Raw genomic sequence first — 16,114 nt, forward strand, 5'->3', positions numbered from 1 at the left:
ATGAAATTAATGCCGGTAATCACAAAACACTTTTGTTAAAAGTGCAAAAAAACTACAGCGTTAACCTGGGTGCTATAAAGTCTAAAAACGCTAATACTCGTGATGACACACCGCTGTTTTGATAATACACCGCATGCACTTTTTCGCGACGATTAGGGCTCAGTACTTCGCCTTCGAGCACTTTAACTAAACGGCCTGCTTTTAAATCTTCGTTGATCATAAATTCCGACAACAAGGAAATGCCATGACCTTGAATACAAAGCTGGCGCACAGTTTCACCACTTGATGCACTGATTGAAAATTTAAGATCTAAAGGCGTGGTCAGCGGCCAGTGATTTAAATGCGGCGCATCGGTAAAACCAATAAGCTGGTGCGAGGCTAAGTCGGTTAGCTCATTTAATGCTGGTACCGCTTTTAAATAATTAGGGCTGGCAACGAGCTGTAATTTACTAACTCCCAAAGTTCGCGCATGCAAGTTTGAGTCAGCAAGTTCGCCAATACGAATAGCAATATCGGTTTTATGCTCAAGTAAATCGATAATGTTGTCGTGGCTGGTGATCTCAAGTTTTATGTCAGGATAAGCTTGGTTAAAGGCTTTTAAATGTGGTGCTAATTGGTGAAACACAAAAGGACTTGCGGCATCGACTCTTAATTTTCCTGATGGGGCGCAGTGCAGAAGCTTTAAGGCCTCTTCGCCTTGTGCAAGCTGACTCAGTGCTTCTCTAGCATAGCCTAAAAATAATTCGCCTTCTTCGGTCAGCTCAATGCGTCTTGTGGTGCGGTTGAATAAGGTAACGTTTAAGGATTTTTCGAGCCGAGTTACCGCCCGTGATATTTTTGCAACTTGCTCATCGAGAGCATTGGCCGCACTTGAGAAGCCGCCGGTATCAACCACGCTAATAAATGCTTCTAAATCTTGGGTGTTGGAGATCACGCTCATGGTTTTACCTTTTCATTTTTAACAAAAGTATTTTGTCACTACTGCTATTTTTTGCAAATTTAATTTTAGCCACAATAGCTCCACTTTCAAAATTAAACAGAGGATATGTGATGCCAATAGCATTACTTGCATTAACTCTCAGTGCGTTTGCCATAGGCACCACTGAGTTTGTGATTGTCGGCTTAGTGCCAACTATCGCTGATGATTTAGCGGTTTCGTTACCAAGTGCTGGGCTACTTGTTAGCTTGTACGCATTAGGTGTTGCGGTGGGGGCGCCAGTATTAACTGCGCTTACCGGACGCTGGAATCGAAAACATGTATTACTTAGCTTAATGAGCCTATTTGTAATCGGTAATTTACTGGCTTGGCAAGCACCTAGTTATGGTAGCTTGATCACCGCAAGGATTCTAACAGGTCTTGCCCATGGGGTGTTTTTCTCAATTGGTTCAACCATCGCTACAGGGCTTGTCAGTAAAGATAAAGAAGCCAGTGCCATTGCGATTATGTTTACGGGGTTAACGGTTGCATTAGTAACCGGTGTGCCATTAGGAACGTGGATTGGTCAGCACTTTGGCTGGCGAGCGACCTTTTTAGTGGTGTCTTTACTGGGTTTAATTGCACTGATTGGTAGCGCGTTTTTAATTCCGAGCAACTTAAAGCAAAGTAAACCAGCTACTTTGAGTGAGCAGCTAAAAGTAATGGTGCAACCTAGGCTTTTACTAGTGTACTTGATGACCATACTTGGTTATGGCGGCACATTTACTGCCTTTACCTATTTAGCGCCTATTTTAGAGCAGCAAACTGGTTTTGCATCAGCCACCATTAGCTTAATTATGCTGGTATATGGAGTATCGGTTGCTGTTGGCAATATCTACGGCGGTAAATTAGCTGATAAAAAAGGCCCGATTAGTGCGCTGACCATTATCTTTAGTGCTTTGAGTATTGTGCTCTTGGTGCTGACCTTTACCATGCAATCTAAAGTCGCTGCGGTACTGACCATACTTGTATGGGGGGCATTTGCGTTTGGTAATGTGCCTGGGCTGCAAGTCTATGTGGTTAAACTTGCCGAAAAGTTCACACCGAATGCTGTCGATGTGGCCTCTGGATTAAACATTGCTGCGTTTAATATCGGTATTGCGCTAGGTTCAGTGTTAGGTGGTGTTGTCGTTGAAAACTACTCATTGCAAGACACTGCTTGGATAGGCGCTATCATCAGTTTAGCGGCGTTAATTGCAACACGATACAGCGGCTATTTAGATAAACGCGAGATCCCAAAGCCACAAGCAGCTTAAAACTAAATTGTTGATAGTTCGATGCTTTGTCGTTATTTTAGGTGCGTAGTTTGATTATTAGTCAATAACTAAAACCACAAGGAATAACGATGAAGCACCTTTATTTTCTAGCTATTTGCCTGTTAAGCACATTTACTAGCCAAGCAAAGCAAGCTAACCCAGAGCTCACAGCATTAGCACAGCAGTACTTTAATACCATGGTTGCAACACAAGCACCTAATGCTACCAACAAAGAGCTAGAAGCTTTTTTAGCTTTATTAACTGATGATGTAGCAAACCAACATTTACCTTATCAAACAGATGATTCAAGAGAGCCAGATGGCAAAGCGATGATGCGCAAAGGCATGACTTTTTACCTTGGTGCGCACACTGAATACCAAGCAAACTTACTCGATACCTTTATTTTTAATGATTCTGCCATTGCTTTGCGTTATACCCATCATGCTAAAGGTATACATCCGCAAAACCAGCAAGAAATTGAATACACGCAAACCATTATGGATGTGCTCGAAATCGAAGATGGCAAGATAGCGGTTATTCGTAAATACCACGAATGAGCCTCGCTTAACTTTTAGCCTAATATGAGCGCTTTTATAAGCGCTTTTTTATTAAAAATACGCCTGCAATAAATTTTCTCTTTTTTCCGTATTTCAGCCTAAAATCATACTTTTTAGGCTTTATTTTGAATAAATTTAAAACTTTTTTATATTTCGGATAATAAACGTAAGAACAGTGGGTTAGCTTAACTTACGAGTGTAGCTTTGCGGTTGTTTACAATTTGTCAACCTTGAATTGCCATGCTCATTACCTTAACCTTTATTTTAATTGAACGTTCAATCAATAAAAAATTATGCCGAAAGTTGGAATGGAACCTGTTCGTCGTCAGCAGTTAATTGACGCCACAATAGAGTCGGTTGCAGAGCTTGGTTTGCAAGGCACCACCATAAATAGCATTAGTAAAAAGGCAGGCTTATCGTCTGGCATTATCAGTCATTATTTTGGTGGTAAGCAGGGCTTAATTGAAGCCACTGTGCGTTATTTATTGACCAGCTTAAAGCAAGCACTTTTGAATCAAGTAACGCCACAAACTAGTCCAGAGCAACGATTAATGTTTATCGTTGAAGCAAACTTTTCGCGTATTCAGCAGCAAAGCAACAACACCAAAACTTGGTTGAGCTTTTGGGCGCATTCAATGCACGACGCCCAGTTGCATCGCTTACAAAACGTAAATAGTAAACGTTTATTTAGTAACTTATTAAGCTCATTCAAACAGTTAATGAGCGATAGCGATGCCAATTTAGCTGCTGAGCTAAGTGCAGCCATGATCGATGGTTTATGGCTAAGAGCCGTATTAAGTAAGTCAGACCAAGATCAATTCGAAAATTGTGAGCGATTAGCCAAAGACTATATTCGCTCACTGATAAAACAGTATGGAGCCTAAAATGACCACACCTGTTTACGAAAATTTTATTAATGGCCATTTTTTAAAGAATCAAACAGGCGATACCTTTGCGGTTAAGAATCCTGCAACGGATGAAGTGATTTATCACGTTGAAATCGCTGATGAATTTATTCAAAACGCGGCAATCGAAAGCGCAAAACAAGGGTTTGCAGCATGGTCTGCAATGACGCCAATTGAGCGTAGCCGTATTTTATTAAAAGCCGTGGCAATCTTACGCGAACGTAACGATGAACTGGCAAAAGTAGAAGTACTTGATACGGGTAAGCCTTGGCAAGAAGCCGAGTGTGTCGATGTTGAAACAGGCGCCGATGTTATCGAATATTTTGCTGGTCTTGCTCCTGCGCAAGTGGGTCAGCAACAAATGGTTGGCAATGACTTTTACTACACACGTAAAGAGCCTTTAGGTATTTGTGCCGGTATTGGTGCATGGAACTATCCACTGCAAATTGCGTGTTGGAAATCAAATTCAGCACTGGCTGCGGGTAATTCGGTTATTTTCAAACCTTCTGAAGAAACACCTCTTGGTGCAATTAAACTTGCAGAGATTTTCATCGAAGCGGGTGTACCTGCTGGCGTATTCAACGTTGTGCAAGGCGCTGCTGAAGTAGGGCAATGGTTAACAGCAAACCCAAATATTGAAAAAGTGTCTTTCACTGGTGAAGTAGGCACAGGCAAAAAAGTAATGGCAAGCGCTGCTGGTTCACTTAAAGATGTGACCATGGAGCTTGGTGGTAAGTCACCGTTATTAGTATTTGATGATGCCGATGTATCACAAGCTGTTAGTGCGGCAATGTTAGGTAATTTTTATACGCAAGGCGAAATTTGCACTAACTGTACGCGCATTTATGTGCATAAAAATGTTTATCAGCAGTTTATTGATGAGCTGAAAACACGCACAGAGCAAAATATTATCGCTGGCGACCCAATGGATCCGGAGGTGAATTTAGGGGCGCTTATCTCTAAAAAACATCAAGAGCTTGTACTTGGCTATATCGATAAAGGTATTCAAGAAGGCGCAACCTTGCTAACCGGTGGCAAGGCTCTGTCACCTGCATCTGCACCAAACGGTTACTTTGTGGAACCGACCGTTTTTGTCGACTGTAAAGACGACATGACCATAGTTAAAGAAGAGATCTTTGGCCCGGTAATGAGTGTGTTGGTGTTTGATGATGAAGATGACGTTATTCAGCGTGCAAACGATACCCACCTAGGCTTAGCTGCAGGCGTGTTCACTAAAGATATTCAGCGCGCACACCGCGTGATCCACCAATTACAAGCCGGTATTTGTTGGATAAACAGCTATGGAAATTCACCTGCTGAAATGCCAGTAGGTGGTTATAAGCAATCAGGTATCGGCCGTGAAAACGGTATCGAAACCTTAGATCATTATACCCAAACTAAATCGATTTATGTGGGTATGAGCAATATAGAGAGTCCATTTTAATGAGTACACAGAACTATGATTACATCATAGTCGGTGCTGGCTCAGCAGGCTGCGTGTTGGCAAACCGACTATCAGCAGACCCTTCTAATAAGGTGTTATTACTTGAAACGGGTGGTAGTGATAAAAGCATTTTTATAAAGATGCCTACCGCGCTATCAATCCCAATGAATACTGACAAATATGCATGGCAATTTCATACCGAGCCAGAGCCATATTTAGATAACCGCCAGATGCACTGCCCGCGAGGTAAGGTGTTAGGTGGCTCATCATCTATTAACGGCATGGTGTATGTACGTGGCCATGCCAAAGATTTTGATGAGTGGCAGCAACACGGCGCTAATGGTTGGGATTACCAAGCATGCTTACCGTACTTTAAACGTGCTGAATCATTCTACTTAGGTGGTAACAGTTACCGTGGCGATAACGGCCCATTAGGGGTTAATAACGGTAATGAAATGGCTAACCCGCTTTATAAAGCCTTTATCAAAGCGGGCCAACAAGCAGGTTATGCGCAAACTGATGACTACAATGCAGCCCAGCAAGAAGGTTTTGGGCCAATGCATATGACGGTAAAAGACGGCGTAAGAAGCTCTGCTAGCCGTGAGTATTTAGACCCAGTTAAGTCACGTAAAAACCTAACGCTAATCACCGGTGCTTTAGCTGAAAAAGTATTGCTCGAAGGCAAAAAAGCCGTTGGTGTTGAGTTTTCAGTGTCTGGCTCTAAGCAGCAGGCATTTGCAGCAAAAGACGTTATTTTAAGTGCGATCAATTGGTTCACCGCATATTCTGCAATTATCAGGTATTGGTGATAAAGATATCCTGAGCGAAGCGGGTGTTGAGGTTAAACACCACTTACCAGGTGTTGGCCAAAACTTACAAGACCACTTGGAGTTTTACTTCCAATATAAGTGTAAGCAACCAATTACTTTAAACGGCAAATTAGGCCTTGTTTCAAAAGGGCTAATTGGTGCTCGTTGGTTATTAAATCGCTCAGGTTTAGGGGCGACGAACCATTTTGAATCATGTGCATTTATTCGTTCAAAACCGGGTGTTGAATGGCCAGATATTCAGTATCACTTTTTACCAGCTGCAATTCGTTATGACGGTAAAAGTGCCTTTGATGGTCATGGTTTCCAAGTTCATGTTGGGCATAACAAACCAAAAAGCCGTGGTGCAGTAACGATTAAGTCGGCGGATCCTCAGGTTGCGCCAAAGATCCAATTTAACTACTTACAGCATCAAGATGACATTGAAGGCTTTAGAGCTTGTGTACGTCTAACTCGCGAGATTATTGAGCAAAGTGCGTTTGATGAGTATCGCGATGGTGAAATTCAACCCGGTAAAGATGTTCAAAGCGATGAAGAAATAGATGCGTTTGTTCGTCAAGCGGTTGAGAGTGCTTACCATCCGTCATGTTCGTGCAAGATGGGTGAAGACGAGATGGCCGTGGTTAACTCGCAAACTCAAGTGCACGGTATCGAAGGTTTACGGGTTGTAGATTCATCTATTTTCCCAACCGTTCCAAACGGTAATTTAAATGCGCCAACCATTATGGTGGCAGAAAAAGCGGCGGACCACATCTTAGGTAAGCCTGTGTTATCGGCATCAACTGCAGATGTTGCTATGGAAAAACAATGGCAATCAACGCAGCGTAGTTCGGAGATTTAATAAGGCCACCCGCAGTTTCGGCTGTGGGGCTTGCAGTGGCGCGCATCACGAGTTGTTTGTGATGCGTTAATGCGAGGAATAAAACTGGAGAAACAATGAAGTATTATTACTTATTTTGGGGGGTAACTATGACCTTTTGGCTTAGTGCTGGCATCATTTTTACCCTGTTAGCAATTGCGGTTATTTTATTTAAATGGGGTACGGTAAGGTGTGTTGGCGTCACACCGGTTAGAACGTTTACGTTCATTGCAATTTTATTTACATCGGGCCTAGATGTTGGCTTGATTATGTTTCCACTGACAGAGTTTGCAGGTTATGCAGACATAAAAGCAAGCCCAGAGTATGCGTTTGCCAATCCATTAGCCATCGAGTTTGGTTTTTGGGGCTTCTTGATCTGGGGATTTTATTTCCTTACGTGCTTTTATTTCTGCGTAATAGAGCCCAAAGTAAAATTTTTTGAAATTGCTTGGGTAAAACTAATAAATAACATAGTTATTATTGGTACATGCGCATTTACTGCATTTTTACTGCTGTCGAATTTACCTTGGTATTTGCCGTCGCTTGGTGATGGTGAGTCAATTATTCCGACATTCTACTTAATGGTGTTTGCAGCGATTTGTTTTGCTGTGTATTCGAGCACAGACATTAAGTATGTACGCTTTTTAAGTATTTCTACTACTTGGTTGTTTATCGCTTTAATCGCATTTATGTGGTTCGGTGCCTTTGTGGGTTCTGATGCACAAACATCAGCATTTGTTGATAATCTTGCGTTAATTGGCAGCTACTTTGGCAACATCAATGAGTTTGTATTACCACTAAATGATTACCATGCCTTCTACCTGTTTTGGTGGTTTGCTTGGAGCATTATGATTGGTCAATTTACTTCGCGCTTTGTGGGTGGTTTAAAAACTTACCAAGTGCTGGCAGCTATGTTGATTTTCCCGTCTATTCCAATCGCTATCTGGTTTAGTGTTTTGTATCAATACCATGAAGCGGGTATTGCAACAGCAGGCCTGAAAAACATCGCTATGGTGTTTGTTGGTGTGGTGTTTGTGATCAACTCACTTGATTCTTTGATCCGTTTATACACAGATAACCTAAACTTAACGGTGAAACGTTTAGGTAAATTTAATTATATTGCCTTAAATGTGGTGGCGCTTTCATTGTTAACCCTGCTGTTTAAGTTCGACTTTTTACAGATCCAATGGGTTGGTGCGCTCGTTATTGCATTATTTTTCGGCTGTGCTGCGTTTATTGGCTACAGCAAGTTAAAAACAGTGAAAAATATCGAAGGCTCACCAAAAGACAATAAATTAGATTACACAAAAATAGAAACAGTTAGCTAGGGGAAACCAACATGACAACAAGACAAACAGTATTAGCAGCAGCGTTGCCATTGGCATTACTATCGACATCAGCCATGGCTGACTTATCGACTACGGTTACATTGGCATCAGATTACACCTTCAATGGTGTAAGCCAGACTCAGAATGATCCTGCAATTCAAGGTAGTTTAGATTACGCCTTTGCCGATTCAGGCATGTATGTAGGTACTTGGGCTTCAAATGTAGATTTTGGTGAAGGTACTGACATTGAGTGGGATGCTTATTTTGGTAATTATGTTGAGATAAACGATGCCCTTAGTGTTGATTATGGTATTGCTTATTACTCTTACCATGGTGAAGATTACTCAAGCGACGGTAATTATTTTGAGACTTATGCAAAGTTTGGTTACACCAATAGTCTGGGTTTCACAGAACTTAACTTTTGGTACGCTTGGGATTATTTCGGTACCGATGCTGGGCATGTAATTTCTATGCTTGCGCATACCTTTGAAATTGCCCCAAATCATGCAATTCGTGCCAGTTTTGATGTATCTAACTCATTAGATGGCAATAAGTTTGCTTGGGATGGTAATGACAAGTCATACAACCATTATCGTTTAGCCTATCAAACAAGCTTTGCAGGTTTTGATTTTGAGCTTGCTGGCGAAAATACCAGCCTAGACTGGGATACCGCAGACGAGCGCATTGTCGCGTCTATTTCACGTAGCTTTGATTTATAAGTAGCGTTTTATTGTAAGGCTTTAAAATGAAACGGCTAACCAAGGTTAGCCGTTTTTTTATGCCTAGAATACTAGAGTATAAGAATTAAATCTCTTCGCCTTCGTGTTGCATCGCTAAATCATCAAGCTCTGCAAGGGTGTAATCAAAGCCACTATTATCGACTTCGTAACGTATTTTCACGCCATAACCACCTTGGCAAAGACTCGCAGTGACCTTAGCCACTGACCAATGCTTAAGCTTGTTTAAAAACCGATTGGCGGTTTGCTGTGAGTCAAAGCGATAACTGACTTGCGATTCCATCTCTTTTCTAGCCTAAAATTTTTTCGAGAGTGTATGAAATTGCTCTGTTTAAATCAATTGCTCATTGAAAAACGCCAATGTGCGTTGCCAAGAAAGCTCCGCCTGTTTTTCATCATACCGAGATGTAGAGTCGTTATGAAAACCATGATTTGCCTGTTCATACATATGCATAGTGTAAGGCACTTGATGTGCTTTTAAGTCGCTCTCGTATTCTGGTCACGTTGCATTAACGCGTTTATCAAATTCAGCTAAGTGTACAAGTAGCGGGGCTTTGATATTTTGTCTGAGTTCTTTAACGGCTGGAGTGCCGTAATAGGGCACGCCCGCATTGATTAGTTTGCTATCAACGGCTGCTAGGTAGTTAACCATATAACCACCAAAGCAAAAGCCTACCGCACCGAGTTTGCCATTACTATTTGGGTGTCTTTTTATGTATTCAGCTGCGGCAATAAAGTCTTGTTGGATTTTTTCTTTATCCATAGAGCGCTGCATTGCGCGACCTTCATCGTCATTACCAGGATAGCCACCAAGAGGGTGTAATGCATCTGGCGCAAAGGCAATAAATCCAGCTTTGGCAAGGCGGCGAGCAACATCTTTAATATAGGGGTTTAAGCCTCTGTTTTCGTGGATCACTAACACTAATGGGTGCTTGCCGGTTAAATTAGCGGGTTCTACTAAATAACCTTTACCTTCGCCGTGACCTTTAAACGAGTCAAAGGTTTTATAGCTGGCTTTGATATCAGGGTCATTAAAGGACACTTGCTCAGCTAATGCGTAGTTTGGCAGTAAAGCGCTACTTAGCATTGCCATTGAATAACCAAGGGCGACTAAGCCACCTAGCTTTTTCATAAAGGTACGGCGGTCCATTAAGCCATGGGCGTATTCATCGTACCAATCGAAAGCTTCTAGGGGAATGTGATTATGGCGTTGCTCAGTCATACTTATATCCTTTAAAAACGAGTTAGGTTTATAACTTTAGCTGAAATATCAGCGATTAACAGCCAGTTGCTTTGTTTGTATTACCATATCCATAAAGCGGCGCTGCCAAATGGCCTTAAAGGCTTTGTTAAATAGGTATAAAAATATTAGCGGCATTAATAACAGCTTTAAAATCAGTAGAGACAAGATATTCAAAAAGTCGATGAATAAGTCTTCGACGGCTGCCACCATGTTGCTAATGCCAGAGCTAACGGTGTCTATAATTTTACTCACTTGCGACGATTGGTCTTGATTGAGTGATGCATTTAAGTTTTCTAGTTGTTCGTTTAAGGCGTCTTTGTCTAGGTTTAGCTGTCTTTGTTGGTTCAGTACCGCATTAAACTGCGCTGTTAATTGCTGCTTTTTATCAAGTAATGGCTTGGCTTGTTCAAGCTCAGTAAAGGTCAGTCGCTCAGACAAGCTGCGAGTTGCTTGAATCGCTTCTATTTGGCTATCGACCTCTGTTAGATTAACTTTGAGTTCTGTCGCTTGCTGGTGGTTCTTAATTTGCTGCTCATTTAATAGCGAGAGCTTGTCGAAGATGGTTTGTTTTTCACTATCGACCTCGGCCTTTAGCTTGGCTGATAGGGCAGAGGTGTTATTTGCACTACTATTCACCGTCTCGACTTTTTCGCTCACGATTTCACTTTGCTGGTTTATTTGCTCATCTAAGAATATCTGGCTCACGAGGCCTGTTGTCAGCACCACCGCAGGCACTAAAAAGCGAATTAAAATTAAGCTCGCCATAATCTTATGACGCAAGTTAGGTAAATAGTTACGCCATTCACAGATAAAGTAAGCGACGACCGAAACAGTAAAAACACCACTAAAAATAACCCCAGAAGAAATGGTGTATAAAATGCGCTGTAAAAATAACGAGCCTATTGCAAGGCGCATAGCATCCGACATGTATTCAGCTAGGTCATTTACTGGGTCGAGTAGTTGTGCAGGTTGAATACTGGCAATACCAATGCCCACTTCGGCTGATTGCAATAGCGATATAGCAGCATTAACTGTACGAGATGAAGCATACACTAGGGTTGATTGTATAAGGGCGCTGTCGATAAAGCGCATAATGAAATGGTTATAATGCTCTAGCCAACAAAGAAGTAGCAGTATTGTAAGAGATAAATACTTGATAATATGTTGTTTAGTTAGCATAACGCCCCCGACAGTTAGTACGCTTCTTCACGCTACACTATTCATAGCCGTTGAAGCAATCTAATAGGATTGAATTATTTTGCCGATTAACTGTCTATGAATTGCTATTCATCGCTTTAGAGGAAATATGAAAGAACCTGCATCAATTGGCGTTCAGTGCTGTATTGAAGATTTAGATCCCGTGCAAGACTTAGGTCGCTTAGTCTCTTATTTACGTTCAAATCTGGTGACTCATCTTGATAATGCGTTAGAGGATAAAGAGCTAACCTCGGCTCAGTACATCGTGGTTGTGCTACTTGCACGCGGTAAAGTAAATACCTTGGCTGAGCTTTGTGAGCACATGGTGTATGACCGTGGTGCCATGAGTCGATTACTTTCTCGTTTAGAAGACAAGGGCTTAGTTGCTAAGAAGCAGTCAGTTGAAGATCGCCGTTCTACTCTTTTATGCCTCACAGAAAAAGGCCAACAGCTCTACCCGGAAATTTTACCCACTGTAAATGATATCTATCGCAAAGCACTCACAGGCTTCTCTGATGATGAGCAAAAGCAACTCGCAAGCTTACTGTTTAGAGCAATTCATAATTTAAAAGCATAAATTTCTCTAAGCGGTACATTGTCGCTGTAGATGCATTTTGATAATATAGTTGCCTAGGCATTTAATTTTAACAAGTCCGGGTTGTTATGTTTGAATCATCTTTGCTTGCGCAGCTTCACGCTCAATTTCCAGCTCATCAATTTAGCCCAGAAGGTTTGTCGGTTGTTCACACAGGCCGCTTTGCCAATGCCATTGTTTATCGTTATAAAGACGCGCAATTTGATCTAATTATTAAAGACTTTCAGCACAGCCCGTGGTGGGTGAGAAAAACCATCGCGCCGCTATTTATCAATCAAGAGTACAAGGGGCTGGCACGCCTGCAAGACGTAGACGGAGTGGTCGATAACTTTTGTCGTTTGTCATCAATTGCTATCGCTTATGATTTTATTGAAGGCACGCCACTTCGCCAGCTTGCCTTGCAACAGCAGCATTTACCGGGTGATTTCTTTAAAGAGTTTGAGCGTTTGGTAGCAAAAATGCATCGCCGCGGGGTGGTGCATCTGGATTTACGTAATTTGGGAAATGTGATTTGTTCAAAAGATGGCAAGCCTTATATTATTGATTTTCAGTCAGCGATTCGCTTTCCGCGCTGGTTACAGCGTTTTATGCGTGGTGCCGATATGAGTGGGGTTTATAAGGCGTGGCAGAAGTTAGCCAAAGACTCGTTACCGCAAGCAAAGGCGGATTATTTGCATGACTTTAATCATGTGCGTAAGCGTTGGATTTTTAAAGGTTATCCGATTCAACGTGCCTATTTGTGGTGTAGCGGAGCAGTTACTCAGATTCTTAATTCTGAATTTGTTCGCAGTCTTTTAGATAGATTGTAAAAAGCGCGCTTGCACGCGCTTAGTGGGGAGAACTAGTATTTAGGCCAACCGTTTGCATCCCAATTCAGGGTGCTGATGAGCAATTTAGGGGTGCCATTGTCACCTGCATCATAGGCATGACGAACAATCACATCGGTATTTAAAATGTCTTGTCCCCCTGGACCTACCCATTGGCTGTTACCCGCATCTAGAATGCTACCGCCGCTAGCTAGCATGTCGGTGCCATTTTTATCTAGGTATGGACCGCGAATGTCACTAGAGCGACCATACGCAATGCGGTATGTGCTATTCGTGCCATCACAGCATTTGCCAACTGAAACAAACAAATAGTAATAGCCTTGGCGATACACTATGGTAGGCGCTTCGATGCCATCAGAGCGACTTGCTAAAGAGTAGATTTGACCAAATGGTTTCATGGTCATTGGGTTAATACGTGTTAGTTTAATACCCGAATTCCATGAACCAAAGGCAAGCCAAGGTGCACCATCTTTTGCCACCACAAGATCAGGGTCAATGGCGTTATAATTATTGCTATTGGTCGTGTTAATGACTAAACCATCATCACGCCAATCACCGGCTGCTACACTGCTTGCTGAGGTAAGGCCAATAGCGCTAACACGTGAACCAAAGGTCGAAATCGAATAATAAAGCCAGCTACGACCATTGTAGCTTTTTAACTCAGGCGCCCAGACATCAATTCCATCATGATCTGGCACATAGTTGCTCCACCAGCTTAAACCATTTGAGAAAATCGGTTGCGCATCATTCCAATCTACACCGTTACTTGAATATTTACCGTAGATACCAGGTAATTGTTTGAAAAACCCACCAAGTGCCATTTTCATAGCCAAGGGTAGGATCGTGGGTGACTAAATTACCAGTAAGTGGCCAGTGATCTGCTGCGCCATTGGTTGTGGATGGATCCCAAGGGGTTGATTCAACATTAGCAAGCTTGGTTAGCTGCCACTGCTGTGCATCGCTGCCGTTGTAGCTCCACTGGCTAATATTTGCGCCATCGTTGCCATCAAAAGCATAAAGGTCGAGTGCCTTACCACTGTGATCGTTAATGAAGCTGTAATAGCCGCTACCTTCATCATTAATTTACCAGTGTTGGCTGGCAACATCAGCATACTCATATTGCACCACATTACCGCCATCAGCAGTCGAGAAGTCAAACACTTCGAGGGCTTTACCACTGTTTAAGTTAATAACCGAATAGTTGCTGCCACCTATGTTAGTGATTAACCAGCGCTGGGTGTCGTGATTAGTGTCAGCCCACTGACTAACATTCGCACCATCGTTGGTTTGCGCGCTGGCTACTTCAACAAATTTAGCACTGTACTTTGATTTAATGGTGTATACGCCATTATCAATCGCATAAGCATTGGGCAGTATGAGTGTTGCTGCCAAGCTGAGTGCAGCTAGGGCTTTTTTTGAAAGTATCATTGTGTCTCCAAATCATTGTTATTGAGCTTTCCTTGTGTGTTCTGCTCCTTGGATGAGTTTTGATCAACACCAATTAATTAAGAGTAATGGTGCAAATGAAAACTATTTATAATACTTTATTATATTATTACCTTTGTAAAGGTTAATGGTAAAAATAATTAACAAAAATTTTACCTTCAACTGTTTTGGAAGGGACTTTAGTGTTTAGCTGAGATACAAAAAAGCCACTCAGTGAGTGGCTTTTCGGATGTTATTGAGTAATAAACTGGCTGGGAATATCCCATTTGAGGGTATGCAGTTGGCCTTGCCAAGTTTGGATGGTGATCCACAGTTTATCATCTGCTGATATGGTTTTAGGAGCTATTGCGTGGGCGTGCTGACCATGATTGGTGCCATGCATTATGCCTTCTTCATCTTTAGCAAACTCCGTTAGTGCTAAAGGCGCTTGGCCAATATTTAAATACGCCTGTCTAACATTGCTTATGTCACCTTGATTAAAGGCGATAAAGAAATCCTTCACATACTCATTGTGGTGTGAGTACGGGGCATCTTCATTTAGCGGCATCGGGGCGATTTTAAATTCGCCCGCTTGTTGCTCTTGCCAAAGTGCAGGAAACTGAGGGTTTAATGACTGATAAATAAACCATACAGGTAAAGCCAGTACCACAGCATGTAAAACATACTTTTTACGTTGCCACCAAGTTGCTTGTAAACGAGCCATTAGTTTGCCTCCTGAACGTTATTCACTGGCGCTGATTGGCGCGCTTTTACAGGTTTGTTATTTACTAATTTTGCGGCGTACATCATAAAACCAGTGATCGACATACCACTTAAAATCAAACCAAAGATAAACCAAATAACCTTTGTCCACAGACCGCCAATATTACCGTAATGCAGCGGATCGGCGATATGCGAAAGGGTGAGTAATCCCGACATGGTTTCTGGGCTTTTACTTGCTGCAATTTCACCCGTCCAAGGATTGATTGAAGTTGAGTAAGCGTAGTTATCGTAGAAAATAGTATCGCCACTGCCCATGATATTAAACATGCCGCGGTTATGCTCTGGCAGCATCACATAACTAGGTTTGAAATCTGGGAATTTCTCTTTGGTAATAGCCAGTGCCGCTTTTAAATCGGTTGGCGGTGTTTGTTTATTCGCAGGCAAAGTTGAAACCGCCACGAGCGGTGCATGCTCTTCTATGTCTATTTCGTTATGCCACATGATGGCTTGCACTAAATACCACATACGTTTGTGAGTGCCATTACTGCCATAAACCAAATTGACCAAACGCCACTTAGGGTATGTAAATCTTTTAGGAAGGTTTTTTTGCCTTGGTTAAAACGTAGTTTTGGCTGACTAAATGCACGCCAAAAGTTTTTATAAATCACTAAGCCTGTTACTAGTGCACCTAAAATAACAAAAGCCATGGCGCTGACAAGATAGTAACCTACGCTGTAACCCTCTTGCCAAGGGAAGAATAGCCAGCCGTGCAGGGTACGCATAAATTCAATGAATGAGATTGTTTCATTAACCGCTTGTACTTCGCCAGTGTATTGATTGACGTAAGCCACAGCGTAAGGTTTGTCGGTATCAGTGAAAATAACCGCATTTACCAAGTAAGGCTCATAATTGAGTACACTCATTACATCGGCAGTCGGGTAGGCTTTTTCAACGCTATTAATAACTTGATCAACACCAAGTGCTGGTAAATCATTTGGGTTGTTTGCACGTGCTTCACTGTTGGTCAGCCAAGTAAGCTCATGGCTTATCACAGATACAGTGCCTGTGACGCAAATAAAGCAAAATAGCACCCATACTGGGAGCGAAAACCAACCATGTAGTTGGAACCAAAGACGTTTACTCATGGTAAAAATAGCCCGACGTTAATTGATGATAGTAATTGTTATCATTTAAATTGTACTACAATCTTTTGAG

15 protein-coding genes and 3 pseudogenes are annotated in these 16,114 nt (G+C 42.0%); 9 read left to right on the forward strand and 9 right to left on the reverse strand.

What is annotated here, in order from left to right:
• Positions 1–52: 52 nt before the first annotated feature.
• On the reverse strand, positions 53–940 hold the full coding sequence (locus ACRWSG_RS13045; protein ID WP_235377475.1) for a LysR substrate-binding domain-containing protein: 888 nt from the start codon (positions 938–940) through the stop codon (positions 53–55).
• A 110-nt stretch (positions 941–1,050) separates the two neighbouring features.
• Between ACRWSG_RS13045 and ACRWSG_RS13050 the strand changes: the two genes are divergently transcribed.
• The 7 genes and pseudogenes from ACRWSG_RS13050 to ACRWSG_RS13080 all read left to right on the forward strand — a co-directional run bounded on the left by ACRWSG_RS13050 (position 1,051) and on the right by ACRWSG_RS13080 (position 8,871).
• A complete protein-coding gene (locus tag ACRWSG_RS13050; RefSeq protein WP_235377476.1) occupies positions 1,051–2,232 on the forward strand; it encodes an MFS transporter in 1,182 nt (393 codons plus the stop codon).
• An 89-nt stretch (positions 2,233–2,321) separates the two neighbouring features.
• Positions 2,322–2,789 carry a nuclear transport factor 2 family protein gene (locus tag ACRWSG_RS13055; RefSeq protein WP_054554306.1) on the forward strand — a complete coding sequence of 156 codons (468 nt, stop codon included), beginning with the start codon at positions 2,322–2,324 and terminating at the stop codon, positions 2,787–2,789.
• 293 nt (positions 2,790–3,082) lie between these two features.
• A complete protein-coding gene (betI, locus tag ACRWSG_RS13060) occupies positions 3,083–3,673 on the forward strand; it encodes a transcriptional regulator BetI (RefSeq protein ID WP_055020667.1) in 591 nt (196 codons plus the stop codon).
• A gap of 1 nt (position 3,674) precedes the next feature.
• Positions 3,675–5,138 (forward strand): betaine-aldehyde dehydrogenase, encoded by a 1,464-nt coding sequence (gene betB / locus ACRWSG_RS13065; RefSeq protein WP_462166484.1) that lies wholly within the window; start codon positions 3,675–3,677, stop codon positions 5,136–5,138.
• A pseudogene (gene betA / locus ACRWSG_RS13070) lies at positions 5,138–6,806 on the forward strand (choline dehydrogenase). Before betB ends, betA begins: the two are co-directional and overlap by 1 nt.
• A 128-nt stretch (positions 6,807–6,934) precedes the next feature.
• The gene (locus ACRWSG_RS13075; RefSeq protein ID WP_054554310.1) at positions 6,935–8,152 is read left to right on the forward strand and encodes a choline transporter; all 1,218 of its coding nucleotides are present in this window, start codon (positions 6,935–6,937) and stop codon (positions 8,150–8,152) included.
• 11 nt (positions 8,153–8,163) lie between these two features.
• Positions 8,164–8,871 carry a TorF family putative porin gene (locus ACRWSG_RS13080; RefSeq protein ID WP_138600250.1) on the forward strand — a complete coding sequence of 236 codons (708 nt, stop codon included), beginning with the start codon at positions 8,164–8,166 and terminating at the stop codon, positions 8,869–8,871.
• A gap of 85 nt (positions 8,872–8,956) precedes the next feature.
• On the opposite strand, the gene ACRWSG_RS13085 is transcribed toward ACRWSG_RS13080, so the two are convergent.
• From ACRWSG_RS13085 to ACRWSG_RS13095, 3 genes and pseudogenes are all read right to left on the reverse strand, one after another.
• Positions 8,957–9,172, reverse strand: a complete 216-nt coding sequence (locus ACRWSG_RS13085; RefSeq protein WP_054554312.1) for a hypothetical protein — start codon at positions 9,170–9,172, stop codon at positions 8,957–8,959.
• Positions 9,173–9,220: 48 nt separating this feature from the next.
• Positions 9,221–10,111 (reverse strand): annotated as a pseudogene (locus ACRWSG_RS13090) (dienelactone hydrolase family protein).
• Between the two features lie 48 nt (positions 10,112–10,159).
• Positions 10,160–11,311 (reverse strand): hypothetical protein, encoded by a 1,152-nt coding sequence (locus ACRWSG_RS13095; RefSeq protein ID WP_462166485.1) that lies wholly within the window; start codon positions 11,309–11,311, stop codon positions 10,160–10,162.
• 127 nt (positions 11,312–11,438) lie between these two features.
• Here ACRWSG_RS13095 and ACRWSG_RS13100 point away from each other — a divergent pair, with 127 nt between their 5' ends.
• Both ACRWSG_RS13100 and ACRWSG_RS13105 read left to right on the forward strand, forming a co-directional pair.
• A complete protein-coding gene (locus tag ACRWSG_RS13100; protein WP_462166486.1) occupies positions 11,439–11,906 on the forward strand; it encodes a MarR family winged helix-turn-helix transcriptional regulator in 468 nt (155 codons plus the stop codon).
• An 86-nt stretch (positions 11,907–11,992) separates the two neighbouring features.
• A complete protein-coding gene (locus tag ACRWSG_RS13105) occupies positions 11,993–12,733 on the forward strand; it encodes an RIO1 family regulatory kinase/ATPase domain-containing protein (protein ID WP_462166487.1) in 741 nt (246 codons plus the stop codon).
• Between the two features lie 32 nt (positions 12,734–12,765).
• Here ACRWSG_RS13105 and ACRWSG_RS13110 read toward each other — a convergent pair whose 3' ends face one another.
• From ACRWSG_RS13110 to ACRWSG_RS13130, 5 genes and pseudogenes are all read right to left on the reverse strand, one after another.
• Positions 12,766–13,572, reverse strand: a complete 807-nt coding sequence (locus tag ACRWSG_RS13110) for a glycoside hydrolase family 43 protein (protein ID WP_462166488.1) — start codon at positions 13,570–13,572, stop codon at positions 12,766–12,768.
• The gene (locus ACRWSG_RS13115) at positions 13,526–13,834 is read right to left on the reverse strand and encodes an RICIN domain-containing protein (protein WP_462166945.1); all 309 of its coding nucleotides are present in this window, start codon (positions 13,832–13,834) and stop codon (positions 13,526–13,528) included. Before ACRWSG_RS13115 ends, ACRWSG_RS13110 begins: the two co-directional genes overlap by 47 nt.
• Complete coding sequence (locus ACRWSG_RS13120) at positions 13,835–14,179, reverse strand: RICIN domain-containing protein (RefSeq protein WP_462166490.1); 345 nt, start codon at positions 14,177–14,179, stop codon at positions 13,835–13,837.
• Positions 14,180–14,429: 250 nt separating this feature from the next.
• A complete protein-coding gene (locus tag ACRWSG_RS13125) occupies positions 14,430–14,900 on the reverse strand; it encodes a hypothetical protein (protein ID WP_054554318.1) in 471 nt (156 codons plus the stop codon).
• Positions 14,900–16,053, reverse strand: a pseudogene (locus ACRWSG_RS13130) (PepSY-associated TM helix domain-containing protein). The gene ACRWSG_RS13125 and the pseudogene ACRWSG_RS13130 overlap by 1 nt, the downstream one beginning before the upstream one ends.
• Positions 16,054–16,114 lie beyond the last annotated feature (61 nt).

Source organism: Pseudoalteromonas sp. GB43 (genome assembly GCF_054923805.1).